Annotated in this window: 16 protein-coding genes and 3 pseudogenes; 8 read left to right on the top strand and 11 right to left on the bottom strand. The window is 72.4% G+C overall.

Annotated features, from left to right (window positions below):
- A pseudogene (locus ACWDS7_RS31330) lies at positions 1-682 on the top strand (helix-turn-helix domain-containing protein); the annotation flags it as partial.
- Here ACWDS7_RS31330 and ACWDS7_RS31325 read toward each other — a convergent pair.
- Complete coding sequence (locus tag ACWDS7_RS31325) at positions 680-1,426, bottom strand: anti-sigma factor (RefSeq protein WP_451932190.1); 747 nt, start codon at positions 1,424-1,426, stop codon at positions 680-682. The pseudogene ACWDS7_RS31330 and the gene ACWDS7_RS31325 overlap by 3 nt on opposite strands.
- The gene (gene sigK, locus ACWDS7_RS31320) at positions 1,423-2,013 is read right to left on the bottom strand and encodes an ECF RNA polymerase sigma factor SigK (protein ID WP_451932189.1); all 591 of its coding nucleotides are present in this window, start codon (positions 2,011-2,013) and stop codon (positions 1,423-1,425) included. The genes ACWDS7_RS31325 and sigK overlap by 4 nt, the downstream gene beginning before the upstream one ends.
- A gap of 92 nt (positions 2,014-2,105) precedes the next feature.
- On the opposite strand from sigK, the gene ACWDS7_RS31315 reads away from it, so the two are divergent.
- Positions 2,106-3,323, top strand: coding sequence for an FAD-dependent oxidoreductase (locus ACWDS7_RS31315; RefSeq protein WP_451932188.1), 1,218 nt, complete (start codon positions 2,106-2,108; stop codon positions 3,321-3,323).
- Positions 3,324-3,388: 65 nt separating this feature from the next.
- Positions 3,389-4,720: a class II 3-deoxy-7-phosphoheptulonate synthase gene (locus ACWDS7_RS31310; protein WP_306858239.1), complete on the top strand. Its 1,332-nt coding sequence runs from the start codon at positions 3,389-3,391 to the stop codon at positions 4,718-4,720.
- A gap of 81 nt (positions 4,721-4,801) precedes the next feature.
- Here the strand turns inward: ACWDS7_RS31310 and trxA are convergent, their stop codons facing one another.
- Positions 4,802-5,173, bottom strand: coding sequence for a thioredoxin (gene trxA, locus ACWDS7_RS31305; protein ID WP_306858238.1), 372 nt, complete (start codon positions 5,171-5,173; stop codon positions 4,802-4,804).
- A 249-nt stretch (positions 5,174-5,422) separates the two neighbouring features.
- Between trxA and ACWDS7_RS31300 the strand changes: the two genes are divergently transcribed.
- Positions 5,423-6,037, top strand: coding sequence for an HAD family hydrolase (locus ACWDS7_RS31300; protein ID WP_451932187.1), 615 nt, complete (start codon positions 5,423-5,425; stop codon positions 6,035-6,037).
- Between the two features lie 34 nt (positions 6,038-6,071).
- Here the strand turns inward: ACWDS7_RS31300 and ACWDS7_RS31295 are convergent, their stop codons facing one another.
- The 3 genes from ACWDS7_RS31295 to ACWDS7_RS31285 all read right to left on the bottom strand — a co-directional run bounded on the left by ACWDS7_RS31295 (position 6,072) and on the right by ACWDS7_RS31285 (position 11,974).
- Positions 6,072-7,937: an outer membrane protein assembly factor BamB family protein gene (locus ACWDS7_RS31295; RefSeq protein WP_451932186.1), complete on the bottom strand. Its 1,866-nt coding sequence runs from the start codon at positions 7,935-7,937 to the stop codon at positions 6,072-6,074.
- A gap of 16 nt (positions 7,938-7,953) precedes the next feature.
- A complete protein-coding gene (locus ACWDS7_RS31290) occupies positions 7,954-9,267 on the bottom strand; it encodes a hypothetical protein (protein WP_451932185.1) in 1,314 nt (437 codons plus the stop codon).
- 325 nt (positions 9,268-9,592) lie between these two features.
- On the bottom strand, positions 9,593-11,974 hold the full coding sequence (locus ACWDS7_RS31285) for an ExeM/NucH family extracellular endonuclease (RefSeq protein ID WP_451932184.1): 2,382 nt from the start codon (positions 11,972-11,974) through the stop codon (positions 9,593-9,595).
- A gap of 162 nt (positions 11,975-12,136) precedes the next feature.
- On the opposite strand from ACWDS7_RS31285, the gene ACWDS7_RS31280 reads away from it, so the two are divergent.
- Positions 12,137-13,600: a pentapeptide repeat-containing protein gene (locus ACWDS7_RS31280; RefSeq protein WP_451932183.1), complete on the top strand. Its 1,464-nt coding sequence runs from the start codon at positions 12,137-12,139 to the stop codon at positions 13,598-13,600.
- Positions 13,601-13,652: 52 nt separating this feature from the next.
- Here the strand turns inward: ACWDS7_RS31280 and ACWDS7_RS31275 are convergent, their stop codons facing one another.
- Entirely contained in the window at positions 13,653-15,419 is a 1,767-nt protein-coding gene (locus tag ACWDS7_RS31275; RefSeq protein WP_451932182.1) for a DUF2264 domain-containing protein, read from the bottom strand.
- Between the two features lie 165 nt (positions 15,420-15,584).
- On the opposite strand from ACWDS7_RS31275, the gene ACWDS7_RS31270 reads away from it, so the two are divergent.
- Together ACWDS7_RS31270 and ACWDS7_RS31265 are read left to right on the top strand one after the other, a co-directional pair.
- On the top strand, positions 15,585-16,724 hold the full coding sequence (locus ACWDS7_RS31270) for a substrate-binding domain-containing protein (RefSeq protein WP_451932181.1): 1,140 nt from the start codon (positions 15,585-15,587) through the stop codon (positions 16,722-16,724).
- A 122-nt stretch (positions 16,725-16,846) separates the two neighbouring features.
- Positions 16,847-17,866 (top strand): annotated as a pseudogene (locus ACWDS7_RS31265) (ABC transporter substrate-binding protein); the annotation flags it as partial.
- 35 nt (positions 17,867-17,901) lie between these two features.
- Here ACWDS7_RS31265 and ACWDS7_RS31260 read toward each other — a convergent pair.
- Positions 17,902-18,039, bottom strand: a pseudogene (locus ACWDS7_RS31260) (glycosyltransferase); the annotation flags it as partial.
- 139 nt (positions 18,040-18,178) lie between these two features.
- On the opposite strand from ACWDS7_RS31260, the gene ACWDS7_RS31255 reads away from it, so the two are divergent.
- Positions 18,179-18,370, top strand: a complete 192-nt coding sequence (locus ACWDS7_RS31255) for a hypothetical protein (protein WP_451932191.1) — start codon at positions 18,179-18,181, stop codon at positions 18,368-18,370.
- Positions 18,371-18,836: 466 nt separating this feature from the next.
- Here the strand turns inward: ACWDS7_RS31255 and ACWDS7_RS31250 are convergent, their stop codons facing one another.
- The 3 genes from ACWDS7_RS31250 to ACWDS7_RS31240 form a co-directional block, all read right to left on the bottom strand.
- Positions 18,837-19,769, bottom strand: a complete 933-nt coding sequence (locus ACWDS7_RS31250) for a CDP-alcohol phosphatidyltransferase family protein (protein WP_451932180.1) — start codon at positions 19,767-19,769, stop codon at positions 18,837-18,839.
- A 69-nt stretch (positions 19,770-19,838) separates the two neighbouring features.
- Positions 19,839-19,973 carry a hypothetical protein gene (locus ACWDS7_RS31245; RefSeq protein ID WP_451932179.1) on the bottom strand — a complete coding sequence of 45 codons (135 nt, stop codon included), beginning with the start codon at positions 19,971-19,973 and terminating at the stop codon, positions 19,839-19,841.
- Positions 19,974-20,077: 104 nt separating this feature from the next.
- On the bottom strand, positions 20,078-21,331 hold a 1,254-nt coding region (locus tag ACWDS7_RS31240), incomplete at its 5' end, for a CU044_5270 family protein (protein WP_451932178.1).

Below are 21,331 nucleotides of genomic sequence, written 5' to 3'. Positions count from 1 at the left end.
CGCGATCTGCCCCGGCTTCGTGTCCACCGCGATCGCCGGCAGCACGACCTACGTGGGCAGCGTCCTCGACGGCCGCCCGGCCGCCACGCACTGGCGCTGGACCGAGCTGTTCGCCGCCCGCCACCCCGCGGTGCTGCTGCGGCCGGACGTCCTGTTCGTCGACGACGGGGACGTGCTGACGGCCGCGGGGAGCGCGGCCGCGCTGGATCTGGGCCTGCACCTGATCCGCCGCGACCACGGCGCCGAGGTGGCCAACTCCGTCAGCCGCCGCCTGGTGTTCGCCGCCCACCGTGACGGCGGCCAGCGCCAGTTCGTCGAACGCCCGGTGCCCGCCGTGCCCGACACCTCGCTCGCGCCCGTGCTCGCCTGGGCCCAGCGGCACCTGAACCGGCCGCTGACCGTGGCGGAGCTGGCCGCCCGCGCCGCGGTCAGCCCGGCAACCCTGCACCGGCGCTTCCAGGCCGAGCTCGGCACCACCCCGCTGGCCTGGCTGAGCGCCGAGCGGGTGGCGCTGGCCTGCAGGCTCATCGAGCGCGGCGAACTGCGGCTGGACGCGGTCGCGCAGGCCAGCGGCCTGGGGACGGCCTCGAACCTGCGGGCCCAGATGCGGCGGCGGACAGGGCTCAGCCCCACCGCCTACCGCCGCCGGTTCGGACCGGCGGCAGGTGAACGGCCCCCGTCAGGCGCGGGGCAGCTCGGCGAGCATGATGGGCGCGGTGGTGGGCCGGTCGGAGCCGCCCACCGGTTCGACGGTCAGGCCGACCCGGTCGTCGCCCCGGAGCGGGGTGGCCGTGACCGGGGCCATGGCACCGCCCGCGGCCCGCTCCAGCAGACCGGCCGGCCGGACACCGTCGGGCCCCATCAGCCACAGCTGGTAGACCCGGGAGGCGGGCAGCGGGGGGAGCCCCGTGGCGGTGAACACCATCTTCCCCTCGGAGGGTGACATCACCGTCGTGCCGGTGCCGCCGGAGGAGACGGGGCGCCTGACCGTCCTGGCGTCGGGTGCGGCCATCACGGCCACGATCTGCCGGAGCGTGTCGCGCTCCCGCCGGGCGTCGACGGCGACGACGCCGAGAGCCACCGCGGCGGCGCTCGCCACCGCGACCAGGGCCACCGCGCCGCGCCCCCGCCAGGCGGGACGGGACTCGAGCCGTATCACCTCGCGGGGCCGCGGCCCGGCGCCGGCCGCCGGCAGCGGCGGCTCCTGGCGGACCTCGGCGATCTGCGCCATGACGCGGGCGCGCAGCGTGGCGGGCGGGGCCTCGGCGGCGGCCACGGCCAGCCGCGCGGCAGTCTCCGACAGGCCGCGCACCTCGATGGCGCAGGCCTCGCACCTGGCCATGTGGTCCTCGAAGAGCGCGACCTCCCGCTCGGGCAGCGCGTGCAGCGCGTAGGCGCCGGACAGGGTGTGGAGGTCCTCGTTCATCGTTCCACCCCCATGCAGTCGCGGAGCCGGACGAGCCCGTCGCGCATCCTGGTCTTGATCGTGCCCAGGGGCACCCGGAGCAGCCCCGCCACCTCCGGATAGCTGTAGCCACCGTAGTAGGCGAGGGTCACGGCCTGCCGCTGGAGCTCGGTCAGGCCGCCGAGGCAGCGGCGCACCCGCTCCCCCTCCAGCCGGGTGGTGACCGCCTCGGAGACCTGGTCGTAGGCGACCTCCCCGGACATCCTGGAGACCTTCTCCTCCCGGTCGGTCGCGGCCTGCGCGGACCGGACCCGGTCCACCGAGCGGTGGTGGGCCATGGTCATCACCCACGCCAGCGCGCTGCCGCGGGTCCGGTCGTAGCGGGAGGCGGTCCGCCACACCTCGACCAGGACCTCCTGCGTCACTTCCTCGGCCTGGGCCCGGTCGCGCAGCACCCGCCGGGCGACGCCGAAGACCGGACCGGCCAGCAGGTCGTAGAGCTGCTCGAAGGCCCGCTCGTGCCCCAGCGCCACCTGGGCGAGGAGGTCCTCCAGGCCGGGTCCCCCGCCGGGGGCCGGTGCTCCCGAGGGCTCACGTTCTGTCCTCACACCCGCCTATTCGACACGGGGCAGGGAACGGATTGCCGGAAAACCTGTTCACTTCGAGAACTCTGTGCCAGTATTTCATTGGGTGATGAATTATGGATGAGAACACATGCGTGATCGCCGGGGGCGGCCCGGCGGGAGCCGTGCTCGCCCTGCTGCTGGCACGGTCCGGCGTCCAGGTGACGCTGCTGGAGAAACACGGCGACTTCCTGCGCGACTTCAGGGGGGACACCATCCACCCCTCGACCCTGCAGGTCCTCGACGAGCTGGGCCTGGCCGGGGAGTTCGGCCGGCTGCCCCACCGCAAGGCGCACACCATGTCCCTGCAGACCGACGAGGCCACGGTGCCGATCGCCGACCTGTCCAGGCTCCCGGGCAGATACAACTACATCGCGTTCGTGCCGCAGTGGGACTTCCTCAACCTGGTGACCGGCGCCGCCAAGCGGTATCCCACCTTCCGTCTCGTCATGAACGCCGAGGTGGTCGGCGTGATCCGCGAGGGAAACGCGGTGCGCGGGGTCCGCTACCGCGACGCCGGCGGCGAGCACGAGCTGCGCGCGGCGCTCACCGTGGCCGCCGACGGCCGCCACTCCGACGTGCGCCGGGCCGCCGGGCTCGTCCCGGTGGAGCACGGCGCGCCGATGGACGTGCTGTGGTTCCGGCTGCCGCGCGAGCCGGCCGATCCCGCCCAGCCGTTCCTGCGGGTCTCCGCCGGTCACATGATGGTGGCGATCAACCGCGAGACCTACTGGCAGCTCGCCTACCTGATCCCCAAGGGGGGCTTCGACGCCCTGCGGGCCCGGGACATCGACGCGCTGCGCGCGCCGGTCGCCGAGCTGCTGCCCTTCCTCAAGGAGCGGGTCGGGCTGCTGTCGGGCTTCGACGACGTGAGCATGCTGTCGGTCGCGCTCAACCGGCTGCGCCGCTGGCACCGTCCGGGCCTGCTGGTCATCGGTGACGCGGCGCACGCGATGTCGCCGGTCTTCGGCGTCGGCATCAACCTGGCCGTGCAGGACGCGGTGGCCGCGGCCAACCTGCTGGCCGGGCCGCTCTCGGCCGGGGCCGAGATCCCCGAGTCCCTGCTCGCCGCGGTCCAGCGCCGCCGCACCCCGCCCACCGTGGTCACCCAGTTCGCCCAGCGCGTGGTGCAGGCCCGGCTGATCCGTCCCGCCCTGTCGGGAGACGCCGGTCCGGCGCGGGTGCCGCGCGACCTCTCCCGCGTCCCGGTGATCGGGGCCCTGGCCCGCCGTTTCATCGGTTTCGGCGTGCTTCCCGAGCATGTCAGGACTCCAGAGGTGTCTCAACATGCATAAAGTCCTTCTCAGTCCGTGGACAATCGGGTCGGTCCGCACAGCCGGTTGCAATAGCCTGGTATGTCGTGAGCATCAACCTCGATTCCTGGCGGCAGCTGCCTGCGGCGCAGCAGCCCGAGTGGCCCGACCGCGGCGAGCTGGACAAGGTCGTCGCCGAACTGCAGGGGCTTCCTCCCCTGGTCTTCGCAGGGGAGTGTGACAACCTCAAGGCCGACCTGGCGGCCGTGGCGCGGGGCGAGGCCTTCGTCCTGCAGGGCGGCGACTGCGCCGAGACGTTCGCCGGGGCCACCGCCGACGACGTGCGCAACAAGCTGAAGACGCTGCTGCAGATGGCGATCGTGCTCACCTACGCGGCGAAGGTGCCGGTCGTGAAGATCGGCCGGATGGCCGGGCAGTTCGCCAAGCCGCGCTCCAAGGGCACCGAGACCCGCGACGGCGTGGAGCTGCCCGCCTACCGGGGCGACATGGTCAACGGCTTCGACTTCACCCCCGAGTCCCGCGTCCCCGACCCGTGGCGGCTGCTGCGCGCCTACCACTCCTCCGCGGTGACGCTGAACCTGGCCCGCGCCTTCACCAAGGGCGGCTACGCCGACCTGCGCCAGGTGCACGCCTGGAACCAGGACTTCGTGATCGAGTCCCCGGCCGGCAAGCGTTACGAGCAGCTCGCCCGGGAGATCGACCAGGCGCTGGCGTTCATGCGCGCCTGCGGCGCCGAGCCGGAGGAGTTCCACAGCGTGGAGTTCTACTCCTCCCACGAGGCGCTGATCCTGGACTACGACCGGGCGCTCACCAGGATCGACTCCCGGACCGGCGAGCCGTACGACGTGTCGGCGCACATGGTCTGGATCGGCGAGCGCACCCGCCAGCTCGACAGCGCGCACGTGGAGTTCTTCTCCCGGATCCGCAACCCGATCGGCGTGAAGCTCGGCCCGACGACCACGCCGGAGGACGCCCTCGCGCTGATCGAGAAGCTGAACCCGGACAACGAGGCCGGGCGGCTGACGTTCATCACCCGGATGGGCGCGTCGAAGATCCGCCAGCACCTCCCCGAGCTGGTGGAGAAGGTCACCGCCAGCGGCGCCCAGGTGGCGTGGATCTGCGACCCCATGCACGGCAACACCTTCGAGGCACCCAGCGGGCACAAGACCCGCCGCCTGGACGACGTCCTGAACGAGGTGGCGGGCTTCTTCGACGTCCACCGCGAGCTCGGCACCCACCCCGGCGGCATCCACATCGAGTTCACCGGCGACGACGTCACCGAGTGCGTGGGCGGCGGCGCGGAGATCGTCGAAGACGACCTGGCGCTGCGCTACGAGACGGCGTGCGATCCGCGCCTGAACCGGAGCCAGTCGCTGGACCTGGCCTTCCGGGTGGCCGAACTCTACCGCTCGGTCTGAGCCTCCTGCCGGACCTCTCCGAGGGCTCACATGCGAAAGCCCCGCGCCGTCACCGGTTGCGGGGCTTTTCTGGCTCGGGTGTCAGTTCTTCTGCACGCCCATCTCGTTCGCGAGCTCGGTCCGGATCGCGTCCATGTCGAGCGCGCGGACCTGGCCGATCAGGTCCTCGAGGGCGGCCTCGGGCAGCGCGCCGGGCTGGGCGAAGACGACGATGCCGTCGCGGATGGCCATGATCGTCGGAATCGAGGTGATCTCGAAACCCTGGGCCAGCGCCTGCTCCGCCTCAGTGTCGATCTTGCCGAACTTGATGTCGCCGTGCTTCTCCGACGACTTCTCGAAAATCGGCCCGAACGTGCGGCACGGCCCGCACCAGGCCGCCCAGAAGTCCAGCAGGACGATCCCCTCGTCGGCGATCTCGTTGAAGTTCTTCTCGGTTACCTCGATGGTCGCCACCGTTGGCTCCTCTTGTCTCGTCCGCCGCTTGTCTACGGCTTTCCTGTCGCGTCCGTACGGCTCGCATAACCACTTACCCCCGCCCGGCATTCCATCCACCCCCACGGCCCCCCAGACCTCTCCGGCGACGCGGACAGGGAACGCACTTTTTGTGTGTTCATTCAAACGTGATAGATGTTAAGAATCTGATCGATCGCCACCGGGGCCGGGGCGGGACGGTCTCGCTGCCGTACCGACTGGGGAGTGCTCGTGAAATGGGTTGTTTTCGGCTACGCCGGGGTCATCAACTTCCCGCCGCCCGAGCACGCCGGCGCTCTGCTGCCGCAGACCGTCGACGTCGCGCCGGAGCGGTTCTGGCCCGCCTACTGGGAGGACCGGCGGGCCTACGACCTCGGCGCGGTGGACGCCCGCCACTTCTGGGCCGGGGTGTGCGCGCGGCTGGGCAGGACCGCCGACCCGGATCTCCTCGAGGTGCTGTCCGCCCTCGACCTCAAGGCGTGGACCCATCTCAACCCGGACACCCTGGCGCTCGTGAAGGAGTTGGCCCGCCGGAACGTCCCGCTCGCGCTGCTGTCGAACACCCCGGTGGAGCTGGCCCGCCTGATCGACGGCCAGCCCTGGGCCCGCCTGTTCCGGCACCGGTTCTTCAGCGCCGACCTGCGGCGGGTCAAACCCGACCCGCAGGCGTTCCGGCAGATGTGCGAACGGCTCGGCGCGCGGCCGGGCGACCTGCTGCTCGTCGACGACAGGCGGGAGAACGTCGCCGCGGCCGAGGCCGTCGGGATCGAGTCCGTGCTGTTCACCGACGCCCTCCGGCTCCGTTCCGACCTCGCCCGGACGCCGGCCGCGGGGGCCGCCCGGTGAATCACCGGAGGCGGCCGCCCGGGCCGGCCGGGGCTCAGCCGGCCTCGACGCGCAGCACGGTGATGGCGTACTGGGCCGCGATCTTCTCGAAGGGCATGATCACCAGGGTGCCGTTCCGGTAGCGGACGCGGGCCTGGCTGCTCTCCCCACCGGCTTTCTGCCACAGGTCGGCGACCGGCGTGGCCTTCCCCGTCGCGGGGTCGAGCCTGGTGAGCCGGGGGACGGGCTCGTTCCTTCCGCCCGCCTCCATGACCAGCGCCCCCTTGTCGTCGGCGTCGACGAAGGTGAGCATGTTGGCGCCGGTGCCCGAGGACTTCCACAGCTGCCTGCCGCTCGCCAGGTCGAAGGCCAGCACCTCGTCACGGCTGATCCCACCCCCCTCCGTGTTCTCCGGGAAGGTGGCCATGTAGAGCACGCCGCCGCGCACCAGGGCGCGGAACTCCTTGTAGCCGCCGTCGATGTAGATCGTGTCGTTCAGCCGCAGCAGATCGGCCTTCGTCCCGGTGTCGAACTCGCGGAGCTTCTTGCCCTTATCGTCCAGCACGAGGATGTCGGACTTGTCACCGCCTGCCCACGCCGCCACCACCGGGTCGGCCGAGAGCAGGTGCTCCGGCCCCCCGTCGTCGTCGGTGATCCGGTGCTCCCCCTTGAGGGCGCCGGTCTTCCCGTCGAGCACGACGACACTGTCACCACCCTGGTAGCAGTTCAGGTTGGCCACCACCTGCTTGGGCGAGGCGACGACGTCGATGACCGTGCAGACCTCCGAGGCCTTCGACGTCCACTCCTTCTTCCCGTCGGAGAGCCGGTAGGCCGACACCTCCTTGTCGGTCCGCACGACCGCCAGGTCACCGGCGAGCGTGAGGCCGGGGGCGCGGAGGCTCCGGGTCCGGTCGTCCTGCGACGCCGGCCCCGGGATCCTGACCTTCCAGAGCACTTTGCCGGTCTTGGCGTCGACGCCCGCCAGGCGGTCGCAGACCTTCGTGGTGCCGTAGGCGAAGGCGCCCTTGCCGCCCGTGATCTCGGGGGTCGCCGCGCAGAGCTGCTCACCCGGCGACGGCGTGCCCCAGACCCGCTTGCCGGTCTTGAGGTCGTAGGCGAGCACGCCGTCCTTCTGCACCCGGATCGCGGCGGTCTCGCTCACCCAGGCGCCGAAGGCGATCGAGTTGTCGGTGCCGATGACCTCGGTGTCAGCGGTGGTGAACGGCACCTGCCAGTCGCCGTCGCCCCCGCCGGACCCGCCGAACCCTCCGGAGACGACCCAGGCGGTACCGCCGCCGAGGCCGGCCAGCAGGACGAGGCCCAGCGCCACGAAGAGCACCGTCCTGCCGGTCCTCCGCTTCGCGGGCGGCTGCTCGGGCCTCCCGCCGTGCTGTCCGGGCGGCTGCGACGGCGGGTAGGGCTGCGCCCCTGGCGGGTAGGGCTGCTGCTGCCCCGGCGGGTGGGGCTGCGGCCCAGGCGCCCCCTGCGGATAGGCCTGGGGTCCCTGCGGGTACTGCCCCCCCGGCAGGTACGGCTGCTCCGTCTGCGGGTACGGCTGCTGCCCGGGCGCCCCCTGCGGATAGGTCTGGGGTCCCTGCGGGTGCTGCCCTCCCGGCGGGTGGGGCGGGGCCGCCTGCGGGTAGGGCTGCACCGTCTGCGGATACGGCTGCGGCCCGGCTGTCCCCGGCGGTTGGTGCTGCCCTCCCTGGTAGGGCTGCTGCCCCTGCGGATAGGGCTGCTGCTGCCCCTGCGGGTAGGGCTGGGGTCCCTGCGGGTACGGCTGCGGCCCCGGCGCCCCCTGCGGATGGGGCTGGGCACCCTGCGGGTACGGCTGCCCCGCCTGCGGATGGGGCTGCGGCCCCGGCGGCACCTGGTGGGGCTGGGGATATCCCTGGGGAGGGAGGTTGTGCGGGTCTGTCATCTCGTCTCTTCCCCGATCAGCCGAGCTGGGCCCGGACGTAGTCCGCCCACTGCCTCTGGAACTGGGCCTCGCTGACGCCCAGGACCTTCTGCAGGGCAGCCGCGCTCTCGTCGCCCCGGTAGTGCGCGGCGACGAAATCGACCAGCTTCCGCTCGCCGTACCTCTCCTCGATCAGCCGCATCGCCAGGTGCCCCAGCAGGTAGTTGACGCCGGTCATGCCCTGTACGTCCCAGGAAATGTTGTTCGGGATCCTGCCCCTGAACGGCTCGGGGAGCTGCCCGGCCAGGTAGGCGCGGCCCTCGTCGTAGCGGATGTTGGCGCTGATGGCGCTGCCGCGGTTGGCGACGTACTCGGCGAACCCCTCGACGACCCAGTTGTCGAGTCCCAGCAGGTCGAACTTGCCGCTGTCGAGGCTGGCCATCGCCGAGTGCGCGAACTCGTGCCGGAAGATCTCCGCGATGCCCTCGGAGGTGTCGAAGAACGATGAGGTGACGTCCATCACGACCCGGCTCGCGCCGATCTTCACCCCGGTCGGGGACCCGCTCCAGGTGGGCATCGGGATGGAGACCCCGGCCTCGGTGGCCTTCGTCTGGCGGAACAGGTTGCCGAGCTGCCCCTTGCCCTTGGCCAGCGCGATCACGAAGCCCTTGGGCACCGCCTCGCCCCGCTGGCCGTTCTCCGCCACGAAGTTCAGGTCGTTCACCGCCGCCCGCTCGGCGATCGGGGCGATCCTCTCCGCCTGGGCGGCCATGGACGGGTGGGCCAGCACGATGGCGCGCTCGGTCTTGACGACCGCGACGCTCGGCCAGATGTCCCACGGTCCCGGGTAGTAGACGGTCTTGGACTCGCCCAGCGGCGCCGGTGCCCCGCCGACCTTGGTGACCCTGAGCGGGGCGTCGACCCCGCTCTTGGTGATGGTCCAGCGGTACCACTCCGAGACCGGGCGCAGGTCGACCCCCTCGAACTGGTGGACGAAGGCGACGTCGAGGGTGAAGGTCACCCCGCGGCCGAAGCTGTCCTGCGTACGTCCCTGCTGCTGCAGGGTCTGGTAGGACATCTGGGTGAGCGGCAGCTTGCGCAGATTGTTGAAGACCCTGGTCTGCTGCTGGATCAGCCCCGCGGTCTTGCTCTCGAAGATCGCCGTGTACGCCTTGAGGTCCCCGGCGTTCAGCGCTTCGGTGTGCCCCCGCAGGAGCGCCTGCAGGTCTTTCTTGGTCACCACCACCGAGTTCGGGTCGGCGGTGACCGCCTCCTCCTCGAACGGGTCACGGCGTTTGTCCGAGTTCAGCACCAGCCCCACCACGGCCCCGGCCCCCACGGTCAGCACCACGGCGAGGACTCCGAGGGTGACCCAGAGCCCGGTCCTGCGGCGCCGGGGCGGAGGTGGCGGCGGGAGTGGCGGAGGTGGCGGAGGTGGCGGTTGCTGCTGCCACTGCGGCTGGTATGGCGGTGGCTGCTGCCACTGAGATTGCTGCGGTGGCTGCTGCCACTGAGATTGTGGCGGATACTGCCCACCGGCCGGCCCCGAAGTCACCCGTGCCCCACAAGTACCAGGAGTTACAGAACGCCCAAACCATACCGTCCAACCCGGAACCCGGAAGAAGGCCGGGCCGACGGCCCTGAGGCCGCCGGCCCGCGCCGGATGAGTCCCCAGGTCAGCCCCTGCTCCCCGGCAGGGTCAGCCCGATGACCACGGGGTCGTGGTCGGAGGAGCGGAACGCGTCGGGCCGGTAGAGACCCGGCGGGTTGTACTCGGTGTTGTAGTCGAGGATCCGGCTCTCGTCGGAGTTGATGTGCCAGATCGTCGCGCTGGTCACCCGCTTGATCAGGCCCGCGCCGGCCATGGCGTGGTCCAGCTCGCCGCTCTGACCGTCGAAGAGGTAGCTGTAGCGCAGCGGCGCGGGGACGAACTTCTTGGTCACGCTGGTCAGGCCGCCGGCCTCCAGGGTGTCGATCGGGTCCTCCTCGCCGTAGGCGTTGAGGTCGCCCAGCACCAGCGGGTTGGGCAGCTCAAGGCTGTCGATCAGGCCCAGCGTCGCCTCCGCCTGGCGGACCCGCTCACCGTTGTAGCAGCTCTGGCCGTCGCCCTGGTCGGCGTCGGGGCCGGTGGCGTCGGCGTCACAGCCCTTCGACTTGTAGTGGTTGACGATCATCGTGAACGGCTGGCCGCCCTGGACCCGGCGGAAGGTCTGGATCAGCGGGGGCCGTCGGAAGACCGGGTCGGTGGACGACTGGGCGGCCCCGACGAGCTGGAGTCTGCCGGGCTTGTAGATCATCGCCACGTGGATCAGGTCCGTGCCGGGATAGGGGTGGGCGAGCGCCGCGTAGGTGCCCGCGCCCACTTCGGCGTTGAGCGCGTCGACCAGGGCCTGGACCGCGGTCTGGCCGTTGTTCTGGACCTCCATCAGGCCGACGACATCGGCGTCCATGCCCTTGAGCGCGGCGACCAGCTTGGCGAGCTGGCGCTGCTGCTCGGCGGGGTTGCTCGCGCCGCGCGAGCCCAGGGTGGTGAACCAGTTGAGGGTGTTGAAGCTGGCCACCTTGACGTTGCCGAGGACCGGGAACGGGGCGGGCAGACGGGGGTTGGTCCGCAGGAAGTCGACCGGCTTGGTCGGCTGGAGCCGATACTTGCCGAAGCCGTACCCCAGCACGCCGGTGACGCCGAAGGCGGTGTCGCCCAGCCGGACGGTGCGCGGGTCGGTGTGGGGGATGACAGCGGGGTTCTCCCTGGTGGAGCCGTCGTCCAGGAGCAGGCTGCGGCGCGCGTTCCGGGCGGCGTCCACGCCGGAGCGGTCGGTGGGCTGGAAGATGCGCCCCTCGGAGGAGAGGGTGAGCTCCCCGTAGCGGCCCAGGCTGTAGTGGTCGCTGACGGTGAGCGGCTCGGGGAAGGTGACGAGCATGCTCTCGACCGGCTCGAAGGTCGCGCCCTCGGCCCGGGGCAGGCTCTGCCGCGCCGGGGGGACGGTGCCAGTGCCGCAGACGTCCACGGCGGTGACCGGCGACAGCTCCGTCCAGCCGTTGAACTCGACGACCTTGCCGGTGACCAGTACCCGGTCGCCGGCCTTGACGTCCTTGAACGAGCTGCGGGCGAAGGCGAACAGGCCCTCGGAGGTGGCCGGGTCGGCGTCCGGGGTCGGGTCCTGGAAGAAGAACCCGCTGAGCTGGTCCGTCCCCTGGAAGTCGCCGGTCACGACGCCCTCGACGCGGACGGTCTGGCCGGCCAGCGGGCTGACGTCACCGCCGCCCTGCACCTGGGCGATCTGGTGGGTGGCCGGGGTCTCGCACGGGTCCCCCGGCGGTGTGGGGGTCGGCGTGGGCGTCGGCTCCGCGGTGGGCGTCGGTGTGGGGGTCGGTGTGGGGGTGGGCTCGACGTCGCCGCAGGGCGCCGGGGCGGTGGCCCGGTTGCGCGGCGCGGGGGCCGCGGCCTCCACGTCCGCGCCGTTGAGGTCGGTGTCGGCGCAGCCGTGGTCCTTGCGCAGCCCGGCCGTGGTGCCGGAGAGGGCCGGGGCGGCGGTGCCCTCGGAGTAGTTCGCGGTGCCGTATCCGACGAGGTCGGCGATCAGCGCCGTCTGCTCCGCCGTACAGGGGGCGGAGCCGCCGTTGCAGGCCAGTCCCTCGGCCGAGCGGACCAGGACGACCTTGCCCGCGGTGCCGCTCATGTTGATGGCGCCGGTGCTGTCCGGCGCGGGCAGCGGGGCTCCGTTGGCGCCGCCGGCCAGCTGCACCAGGTGGTACTGGCCGGGTGCCAGCGTGCCGGACAGGGGCACGACCGGGTTGGCGCCGAAGTTGCCGGTCCCGGTGGCGCTGCCGTACTGGAGCGACCACCCGTCCAGCGCGACGGGGACGGAGGCGCGGTTGAACAGCTCGACGAAGTCGTTGGCGAGCGGCGCGCCGCTGCTGCCGCCACCGCCGTAGACCTGGCTGATGACGACGGTGCCCGGCCCGGCCAGGGCGGGGGCTGAAGTGAGGGCCGTAACCCCGGCGGCGGCGACGCCGACGGCCACGAGGGCGGCGGACGCCCTGGATAAAGCACGCATGACCGGGAGCGTAGAGCTCCATGGAACGGCGGACACTTACCTATAAGTGGATAGAGGATGAAATCGGCAAATCTTGACACTTCATGTCGATCGGACGGCATCAGTTATGGCTTGCCTTGACCTAGATCTCGCTTCGCGGCCGTCTGTGGGTATCACTCGTTCATGACGACTCTCGACGTGGGCTGGGTGACCTGCGCCGCCTTCCCGAAATGTGCCGGTTCGGCGCGACAGCCGTACGGGCGGTGCCTGGCCCACCTCGACGGCGGCGAGCTCGACGAGGTCATCCGGGGCCTGTCCCCCGGCTCCGCGATCGATCTGCGGGGCACCACCGTCGGCGGGCAGTTGCTGGAGCGGATCCTGGCCGCCGCGCACGGCCGCCTGGGCCGGGCCAGGTTCGACCGGGCGATCTTCCCCGAGGAGGTCAGGTTCGGCGGCGTCGTGTTCGACGGGGACGTCTCCTTCGACCACGCCCGCTTCCACCGGCTCGCCTCGTTCCTCGACGCGCGCTTCGCGGGGAACGTCTCCTTCCGGGAGGTCCGCTTCTCCCGTGAGCTGTCCCTGCACGGCGTGAGCGTCCTCGGGCACGCCGCCTTCGACCGGGTCTCCGCCGGCCGGGACGCGCTGTTCGGCGCGGCCCGGTTCGGGCGGACCGTCTCCTTCGAGAGCGCGGAGTTCCACGGCTTCGCCACCTTCGACGGTGCCCGGTTCACCGGTGACGCGACCTTCCGGGGATGCCGGTTCGGCCGTGCGGCCTCCTTCCGCAGGGCCGAGTTCGGCGGGCTCGCCGGATTCGACGTGGCACGGTTCTGGGCGGGCTGCTCCCTGACCCCGGCCGCGGTCGGCCGCCGGCTGAGCCTCACCGGGGCGTGGGCGGGCAGCGGTCTCGACGTGGCGGCCCGCGACTGCGCGGTGGACCTGCGGCGGCTGCGGGTGACCGGCAGGCTGACCGTGCGCCTCGACGGCGCGGACGCCGACCTGGAGGACGCGGCGCTGCGCGGTCCCGCCACGGTCAGCGGGCGGGGCGCGGCGCGGGTGACCTCGCTGCGCGGGGTGGACTCCGAGGAGCTGGAGCTGACCTGCGTGGACCTCAGCGTCTGCGGCTTCACCGGGATCCGCCACCCCGAGCGGCTCCGGCTGACCGGCTGCGCGTTCGCCACCACCCCGCGCGGCGTGCGGTTCGCGCTGCGCTGGCCGCCGCTGCGCTGGTGGACCCGGCGGCGCACCCTCGCCGACGAGCACACCTGGCGCGGCTGGTCGGGGCCCGGCGCCGACGAGCACGCCTGGCGCGGCCGGCCGGGGCCCGACGCCGACCCGCCGGCCCCGCACCGCCTGGCCGTCCTCTACTCCAGGCTCCGCACCGGGGTCGACGACAAGGCCACGGCCGCCGACTTCGCCTTCGGCGCGATGGAGATGCGCCGGGCCACCAGCCGTTCCTCCGGCCGCTGGCTGCTGTCGCTCCACTGGATCCTGTGCGGGTACGGCCTGCGGATGGGCCGCGTCCTGGGATGGTCGGCCCTGGTCGTGGCCCTCACCGCGGCGAGCCTCCTGATGAGCTCCGCCTCTCACGCCGCCCGCCGCCCGGCCGCTCCCCGGGAGCCCGCCCCGTCGATCCACCTGTCGCCCTGAGCCGTTCCCACGGCGAGCGGCCACCGGCGGCCGCACCGCCTCCGGGGCGGCCTCAGGAGGGGACGACCGCCAGGGAAGGCGACAGGGCGATGCGGTGGACGGCGCCGTCGGGCCAGGTCAGGGTGGCGTGGTCGGCGCGCACGTCCAGGACGGGCGCGTCCCCCTCCCCCGCCGGGTCCGGGCCGAGGACCGCCGCGCACGCGAGGACGGTGGTCTCACCGGAGGTCACGGCCTCCAGCACGGGGATGCGGGCCGGGGCGCCGAAGACGGTGCCGGCGGCCGAGAGGAGGGGCTCGGCCTCGGCGAAGCCGGCGACGCCGAGCAGGACACTGCTCAGGCCGTCGCCGGGGACCACGGCCCAGCCGGTCTGGCGGACGGGGGTCCCGGCCGGGGCGGTGACGCGGTGGACGCGGGCCTCGACCGGGCCGTGGACGACGCTCAGCGACTCGATCAGGGCGCCGGGGACGGGGCGGTGGGAGGAGGCGGCCCAGTCCGGTCCGGCGCCCAGCGGGGTGAGACGGCCGCGGGAGGTGATCCGGCCGTCGAGGACGAGGCCGACGTGGTTGTCGGGCACGTCGAGGCTGGGGCCGGTCCGGGTGGAGTAGGCGGAGCGGGCGTAGAGGGGGTCGTCGGGGAGCACGTCACCGTCGAGGGGCTGGTGGTCGGTGCCGTGGTTGACCAGCCGGACGACGCCGCCGTGCCGGTGGACCAGCAGGCCGGGGCCGGGCAGGCCGGCCGCGCCGTCGCCCGGGCCGGGCTCCTCCACCGCCGTCCAGACAGGATGGTCGGCCGGCAGCAGCAGGCCGGCGAACCCCTTGGCGGCCCAGTACGGCGAGGCGGAGCCGGAGTAGTCCTGCAGGGAGGGCCCGTGCGGGCCGTGCCAGCCCAGGGAGAGCAGGCCGTCGGTGAGCGCGCCGTTGTCGAGGAAGTGGCGCAGCGCCCCGCTGGCCAGGCGGCGGGTGGCACCGGGGGCCAGCGGGGAGACGCCGAGCATCGCGCCGAGCCAGAGCGGGGCGGCGGCGGCGAACCGGTAGGTGACGGACCGGCCCTGGTAGACGGGTGAGCCGTTGACGTCGAAGGCGCTGCCGTACCCGGACAGGAACTCCCGCAGGCGCGAGCCGTACGGCTCGGCGGGGGCCCCGGTCAGCCAGACGTGCAGGGCGGGGTAGAGGTGCATGGCCCAGCCGTTGTAGTGGTCGAGGTTGCGGGCGGGGCCGTCGGTGTACCAGCCGTCGCCGAGATACCACCGCTCGATCCTGGCCAGGCCGCGCTCGACGGCCGCGCCGGCCGCCTCCTCGTCCCGGCCCGCCGAGCGCAGGAAGTCCCCGACGGCGACGGGGAACAGCCACCAGTTGTTGTCCACCGGCGCGTGCCGCAGCGCGCCGCCGAGCCATCCGGCCACCGAATCCCGCACGCCCGGGGAGAGCCGCTCCCACAGGTGCTCCCGGGTGAGCTGGAGCCCGATGGCGATCGAGGCCGCCTCGACCATGGGCTGGGTCCGGTCGGCTATCGGCTGCCAGGCCTCCGCGTGCCCGGGGTCGGCACCGGCGGCCATGCCCTCGCCGTAGGGGGCCAGCAGCGCGGGGTCTCCCCCGCCCGCCACCCGGAAGGCCGCGAGCAGGAACGTGCGGGCGAAGCCCTCCAGGCCGTCGCAGTCCGACCAGCTCGCCCGCCCGGGGAGCCTGATCTGGGCCCTCGCCGGGGAGAAGTGGGGAGCGACCCCGGCGAGGAGGCCGTCGGCGACCGCCTCCCAGTGGGCGCGGGTCCATCCGGTGTGGGGACTGAGCGCCCGGTCTTCCGGAGGGAGCGGCATGGTCATCTACGGAAACCTCCGGAAAAATGGTCTGCTGTCCGGCAGTGACGCTAGGACGCTCATCCGGTCCCAGTCAAGCACGAGATGATCGAACGATCGAAAGCGTGCAGAAACGAACGCGGACCATTAGGCTGGATTCCGGGATCACACCGGTTACGAAGGAGACGCCCCATGCTGGCCACGGAGCGGCACGACCTCATCCTGCGCGAGGTCCGGGCGCGGGGACTCGTCCGGCTGGCCGAGCTGGCCGACCGGCTCGGCGTCTCGCCGGTCACCGTGCGGCGGGACGTGGCCGACCTGGAGGATCAGGGCCTGGTCACGCGGGTGCACGGCGGCGTCGCCCCGCCCCGCGGCCACGCCAGGCCCCAGGCGGCCGACGGCGCGGGGGCCGGGACGCCGGACGGCACGCAGGCCGCCCCCCGGGCCGGGGGCTCCGCCGCGCCGGGGGCGGGCGAGTCCCTCACGCTGGGCATGCTGGTCCCCTCCGCCACCTACTACTACCCCGAGGTGATCAAGGGGGCCAGGGTGGCCGCCGCGCGGCTGGGGGCCAGGCTGGTGCTCGGCATCTCGCGCTACGAGCCGGCCGAGGAGCGCGCCCAGGTGGAGCAGCTGCTCGCCGGCGGGGTGGACGGGCTGCTCGTCACCCCGTGCCGGGCGCTGGACGCCCCCGAGCAGAACCTCACCTGGCTCGCCGACCTGGACGTGCCGGCCGTGCTGGTGGAGCGGGTGGCCGCCCTCGGCAGCGGCCTGGAGCACCTGGACCACGTCGCGACCGACCACGCCCACGGCGGCTACCTGGCCGTCCGCCACCTGGCCGCCCTCGGCCACCGGGACATCCTCTTCGTGGCCAGGCGCGACAGTCCCACCACCCCGCGGGTGCGGGCCGGATACCAGTCGGGGCTGCGCTCGCTCGGCCTGCTGGGCGGGCCGCCGATGATCGAGACGCTCGCCTTCGAGCACGACCCCGAGGCCTTCGGCGCCTCCATCGACCCGGCGGTCGCCACGATCCTGGAGGGCGGCGCCACGGCCGTCGTCGTCCACAACGACCAGGACGCGCTCGTCCTGGTGCAGAAGCTCAGGTCGAGCGGGCTCCGCCTGCCCGGCGACGTCTCCGTGGTGGCCTACGACGACGAGGTCGCGGCGCTCGCCGACCCCCCGCTGACCGCGGTGGCCCCGCCCAAGCACGCCGTCGGCCGGGCCGCGGTGGAGCTCCTCGTGGCCCGGGTGACCGAGGGCGAGGAGCGCCCGCGCCACCACCTGGACCTGCTCCCCCAGCTCCGCCTGCGCGAGTCCTGTGGGATTCTAGGGTGATCTGACCGGTTTACGCATCTTTGTCCGTGTCGTAGTGTTGCGCAATCATTTCGTTACTGATCAATTGAACGCTTCCTCTAGAAATCCGTTCATCGATGAACGAATGATGTCCTATCGATCGAATGAACATGAGGAGCGATCCGATGGAGCGTAAGACGTCTCGGGCCACAGCCGGACTCGCCGGCCTGCTGGCCTCGGTCGCGCTGCTGACCGCCTGCGCGAGCGGGGGCGAGGCGGACAAGGCGACCTCCGGCGACGCCGCGCAGGCCGTCACCGAGGTGACCTTCTGGGGCTGGGCCAAGGGCACCAAGGAGGTCGTGGACGAGTTCAACAAGAGCCACACCGCCATAAAGATCAAGTTTGAGGAGATCCCCTCCGGGGTGGCCGGCGGCTACGCCAAGTTCTCCAACGCCGTCAAGGCGGCCAACGCCCCCGACATCATGTCGATCGAGTACGCGCAGCTCCCCGACTTCGTCAACCAGGGCGCCGTGGAGGACATCTCCGCCGAGGTCGCCGACGTCAAGGCCAAGTATCCGGCGAACGTGCTCAGCATGGTCGAGCTCGGCGGCAAGACCTGGGCGCTGCCGATGGACGCCGCCCCGCAGGTCTTCTACTACCGCAAGGACCTGTTCGAGAAGTGGGGCATCGAGGCCCCCGCGACCTGGGAGGAGTTCCGGGCCGCCGCGGAGAAGGTCAAGAAGGCCGACAAGAAGGCGCGCATCGCGACGTTCTTCCCCGACGACGGGCCGGTCCTGGCCGCGCTCGCCTGGCAGGCGGGCGCCAGGTGGTTCGGCACCGAAGGCGACGCCTGGAAGGTCGCGGTCGACGACGCGGCCGGCAAGAAGGTCGCCGAATACTGGCAGGGCCTGGTCAAGGACGGGCTGGTCCACTCCCACGGCGCCTTCAGCCAGGAGTGGAACGCCTCGCTGGAGAGCGGCGAGACCGTCGGCTACGTCGGCGCCTCCTGGGGCGCGGGCGTCATGAAGGGCAACCACGCCGGGCAGTCCGGCAAGTGGGCCGTCGCGCCCGTCCCGCACTGGGGCACCCCCGCCAGCGGCATGCTCGGCGGCACCAGCTTCGTGGCCGGCAAGGGCACCAAGAAGCTCAAGGCGGCGGCCGAGGTCATCAAGTGGCTGACCACCTCCGAGGCGGCCTGGACCTCCCGCCTGGCGTGGCTGTCGATCGACGCCTGGAGCTTCTCCCGGCGCGGGCCGCCGCCGAAGACGCGCAGGGTCCAGTCCGGATGCCTGGCGTGGACCTGGGCCCAGGCGCGGATCAGCAGGTCGTGGCCCTTGACGTGGGTGAGGCGGCCCACGGTGACCGCGGTCCTGGCGGTGAGGGGGGAGACGCCGCCCTCCAGCCGGGTGACGGCGTTCGGGATCCGGGTCAGGGTCCGCGGGGCGCTCTTGCCCGCCCGCCGGTAGGCGCGCTCGTAGGCGAGGAGGTCGGTCCGGGTGAGTGTGACGAGGGCGTCGAGCCTGCCGTACCGGCGGAGGATCTGCCTGCGGACCGCCGGCCGGTGGCCCGAGAGGTTCGCGTGCTCCTGGGCGACCGTGATGACCTCGGGCGGGGCGGCGCGGGCGACGATCAGGTTCAGGCCCGGCCGGGTGCCGATGAGGACGCCCCGGCGGCGGGAGCGGATGTAACGGAGAAGTTCGAGGTCGGTCCGGAGGGTGAAGCGGTGGTAGGCGGCCTCGTCCTTGGGCACCAGCACGCTGGGCAGGCGTGACAGCAGGCCCCTGCGCCGGGGCAGCCGCTCGTCGAGGTAGCGGACGCGGACGCCGGCGGGCACGGGGAAGAAGGGCCGCTCGCGCTCCCTGACCACGCTCACGATCTCGACGTCGTGCGTCCGCGCGAGGTGCCCGGCGAGGTTGAAGACGGTTCTGATCGTCCCGCCCATGCCGTTGGCGTGCAGCAGCAGGATGCGTATCTCGTGGCCGTCGGGAGGCGGCGCCGACCGGGCGCGCTGCCGGTCGCGTGCCTCCAGCGCGCTCAGGAGCGCCTTCGCGACGACGCGCCGTAAGAACGACAAATCACATTCCGTTCGTGTCGATGTCGGTGCCCCGGTCAGGTGCCGGCGCGCCGCCTCGCCGGGCGGGCGGGGGCGGGCGCTCAGTTGCCCGCCGTGGGCTGCGTCTCCGTCCACTCGATCCCGGCGAGGGCGCGGGTGAAGTCACGGGACGACAGCCAGAGCTTGTACATGATCGCGGCCTCGAAGACGAGCAGGAGCACCGCCGCGACGATGGTGACCGGGATGATCTGGCCGGCCAGCGGGCCGACGATGAACACCGCCATCTGGAACTCGATCCCGCTGACCAGGTGCGTGCGGACACGGTGGTCGCGCAGCCAGTCACGGACCCGGATGTACCAGGCGAAGCGCGTGCGGAACTCCTGCTGAAGGTCGACGGGCCCGGCCGTGCGGACCCTGATCTCGTCGGGGTCGGGGTCGGGGTCGGGGTCGGGGTCGGGGTCGGGGTCGGGGTCCTCCGGCAGCAGATCCTCGGGGGAGACCGATGGGCCGGCGGCGGCCGGTCCCTGGGCCGCCCGCCTCAGCCTGCGGCGCATCTGGCGCCGGACCTTCGCCACCTGGAGGGCGTCGACATAGCGGAGCATGTCGAGAAAGACGACCGCGATGCCAAGGACCAGGTAGAGCTCCTGCCCGGTCTCCCGGTACTGCCCCCACATCAGGGCGAGGGTGCAGGTGAGCACGCGGATGCGGTCGAAGACGTAGTCGAGCCAGCCGCCCAGGACGGTCCCGGTGCCCTTGAGGCGGGCGATCTTGCCGTCCATGCAGTCCAGCACGAAGCTCAGGTGATAGAGGGCGGCCCCGGCGACCAGCCACCTCCAGTCGGCCATCAGGAAGCAGCCGGCCGATCCCAGGCCGAGAAGGAAGGCGCCCCAGGTGATCTGGTTCGGGGTGATCGAGGTGCGGTTCGCGGTCCCGACCACCAGCCGGCCCGCCAGGGGATCCACCAGGAACACCGTCCACCAGGCATCCCGTGCCTTGTAGGTCTGCGACCGAACCTCTTCCAATGTGAAATTCATGCGGCGAACCCTCTTGACCTGACTTCCCGACAAGGCTGGAACATTTCCGGGTAATGCCGGACGCGGCTGTCAGAATTCGTCGTCCAATTCTTCTGGATCATCCATTTCCTCATATTGGTCGAGCGCATGCGTATCATCTCCGAGATGCAGGTCGTCGTAGGCCCCGAACAGCGCCGCCAACTGCTCGAAAATCGTCCTCGGCATCTGATTCAGCCTCTGAAGAGCGTGTTCATCGGAATATCTCCTCATCCATCCGAGCCTCCACGGGATCTCTCAGCCGTGGGGCATTCCTCGGTGACTCCGGGCGGTCATTCGCGCTCGACGGACAGGGGGGATCCCTCCGGGCCGGACCGGTCCGGGCCGGCGCCCTCCGGATCGGGCCTCTCCAGATCCTGCTTGTCCAGATCGGGTCCCTCAGGGCCGGATCCCGCCGGGACGGGCTCCTCCGAGGAGGGCTCCTTCAGGTCGGGCAGGTCGGGCTCCTCGTCCGTCCAGCCGATCTCCTCGTACGCGGTGAAGGATCCGACCTCGACGGTCCGGTCGTCGGCGAGCCTGCCGACGCTCCTCGTCTCCTCGGCGAGGGGCAGCCCGCTGTCCGGATCGATCACGAAGCGCCCGCCGCCTGCCTCGCCTCCGCGCCTGTCCACTCCGTAGCTGAGCGCCTGGCCGGTGCGGCCGAGCGGGTCGGTGACCTCGCCTTCGGCCCTCATGCCGGGCAGCGAGGCCAGGATCTGGTAGGCGGAGGCCCGGACCTCGGACGAGACCGGCAGGCCGGAGAGGATCTCCATGCAGCTCCCCTGGAGTCGTGTCTCCATCTCCCGCTCCAGGTCCATCCCGCCGTACTTCTCCGCGTACCGGACGATGCGCGCCTCCAGGTAGGCCCGCAGTTCCTCCGGGCCGCTCGGGACCGCGCGCAGCTCGGCCCAGGTGAGCAGGTCCTTCGTCAGGAGCCCGCCCGACCCCTTCCACTTGCCGCGCAGCCGGGAGACCGTCGGCTCTCCGGGGGAGCCGTCCACCTTCTCCCCGGAGCGGACGTCGCCAAGGTCCCTGACATCGGCGGGGTAGAGCCAGTCGCCGGGCGAGCCCGCCGCACGCCAGGCGGCCTCGTCCCGAGGGGTCGCGGGCCTCGCGCCGAGATACCGGTCGATCCACCAGCTCTGGCCGCCGGGCCGCTGGGCCAGCCACGTCTCCCGGGAGGAGCGGCGCCGGATGAGGTAGTGGCGGTCGGGGGCGACGATCAGCTGCCCTGTGACCGTCCGGGTGCGCCAGTAGGCGCCCTCGGAGGGGGCCTTGGCCACGGCGGTCGCCGCGGCGAGCAGGATCTGCCGGGCGGTCGGTCCCGCGCCCGGCAGGTCGGAGGAGGACGCGCTCGGATCGGGAGAGATGACGGTCAGGCCGTCCGACGGGAGGACCGCGGCGACCGCCAGGACCGCGGCGGCCAGCCCGACCCCCACGGCGGTCCACCGCCGCGGCCCCCGCTCCCGTCCGCCGGGCCGCCGGCCGTCCCACCCCGGCGCGCTCCACCGGCCGGGACCGGTCCCGGCCGGTGGAGCGCGCCGGGG

The sequence above is a fragment of the Streptosporangium sp. NPDC003464 genome, assembly GCF_053588315.1.
This window is presented reverse-complemented; position numbering and strand designations above follow the sequence as displayed.

Bases quoted from the DNA above. Each gene is read 5' to 3' on its own strand.
- ACWDS7_RS31325 (WP_451932190.1), bottom strand. From the start codon at position 1,426: ATGAACGAGGACCTCCACACCCTGTCCGGCGCCTACGCGCTGCACGCG.
- ACWDS7_RS31315 (WP_451932188.1), top strand. From the start codon at position 2,106: ATGGATGAGAACACATGCGTGATCGCCGGGGGCGGCCCGGCGGGAGCC.
- ACWDS7_RS31295 (WP_451932186.1), bottom strand. From the start codon at position 7,937: ATGACAGACCCGCACAACCTCCCTCCCCAGGGATATCCCCAGCCCCAC.
- ACWDS7_RS31285 (WP_451932184.1), bottom strand. From the start codon at position 11,974: ATGCGTGCTTTATCCAGGGCGTCCGCCGCCCTCGTGGCCGTCGGCGTC.
- ACWDS7_RS31280 (WP_451932183.1), top strand. From the start codon at position 12,137: ATGACGACTCTCGACGTGGGCTGGGTGACCTGCGCCGCCTTCCCGAAA.
- ACWDS7_RS31275 (WP_451932182.1), bottom strand. From the start codon at position 15,419: ATGACCATGCCGCTCCCTCCGGAAGACCGGGCGCTCAGTCCCCACACC.
- ACWDS7_RS31270 (WP_451932181.1), top strand. From the start codon at position 15,585: ATGCTGGCCACGGAGCGGCACGACCTCATCCTGCGCGAGGTCCGGGCG.
- ACWDS7_RS31250 (WP_451932180.1), bottom strand. From the start codon at position 19,769: ATGAATTTCACATTGGAAGAGGTTCGGTCGCAGACCTACAAGGCACGG.
- ACWDS7_RS31245 (WP_451932179.1), bottom strand. From the start codon at position 19,973: ATGCCGAGGACGATTTTCGAGCAGTTGGCGGCGCTGTTCGGGGCCTAC.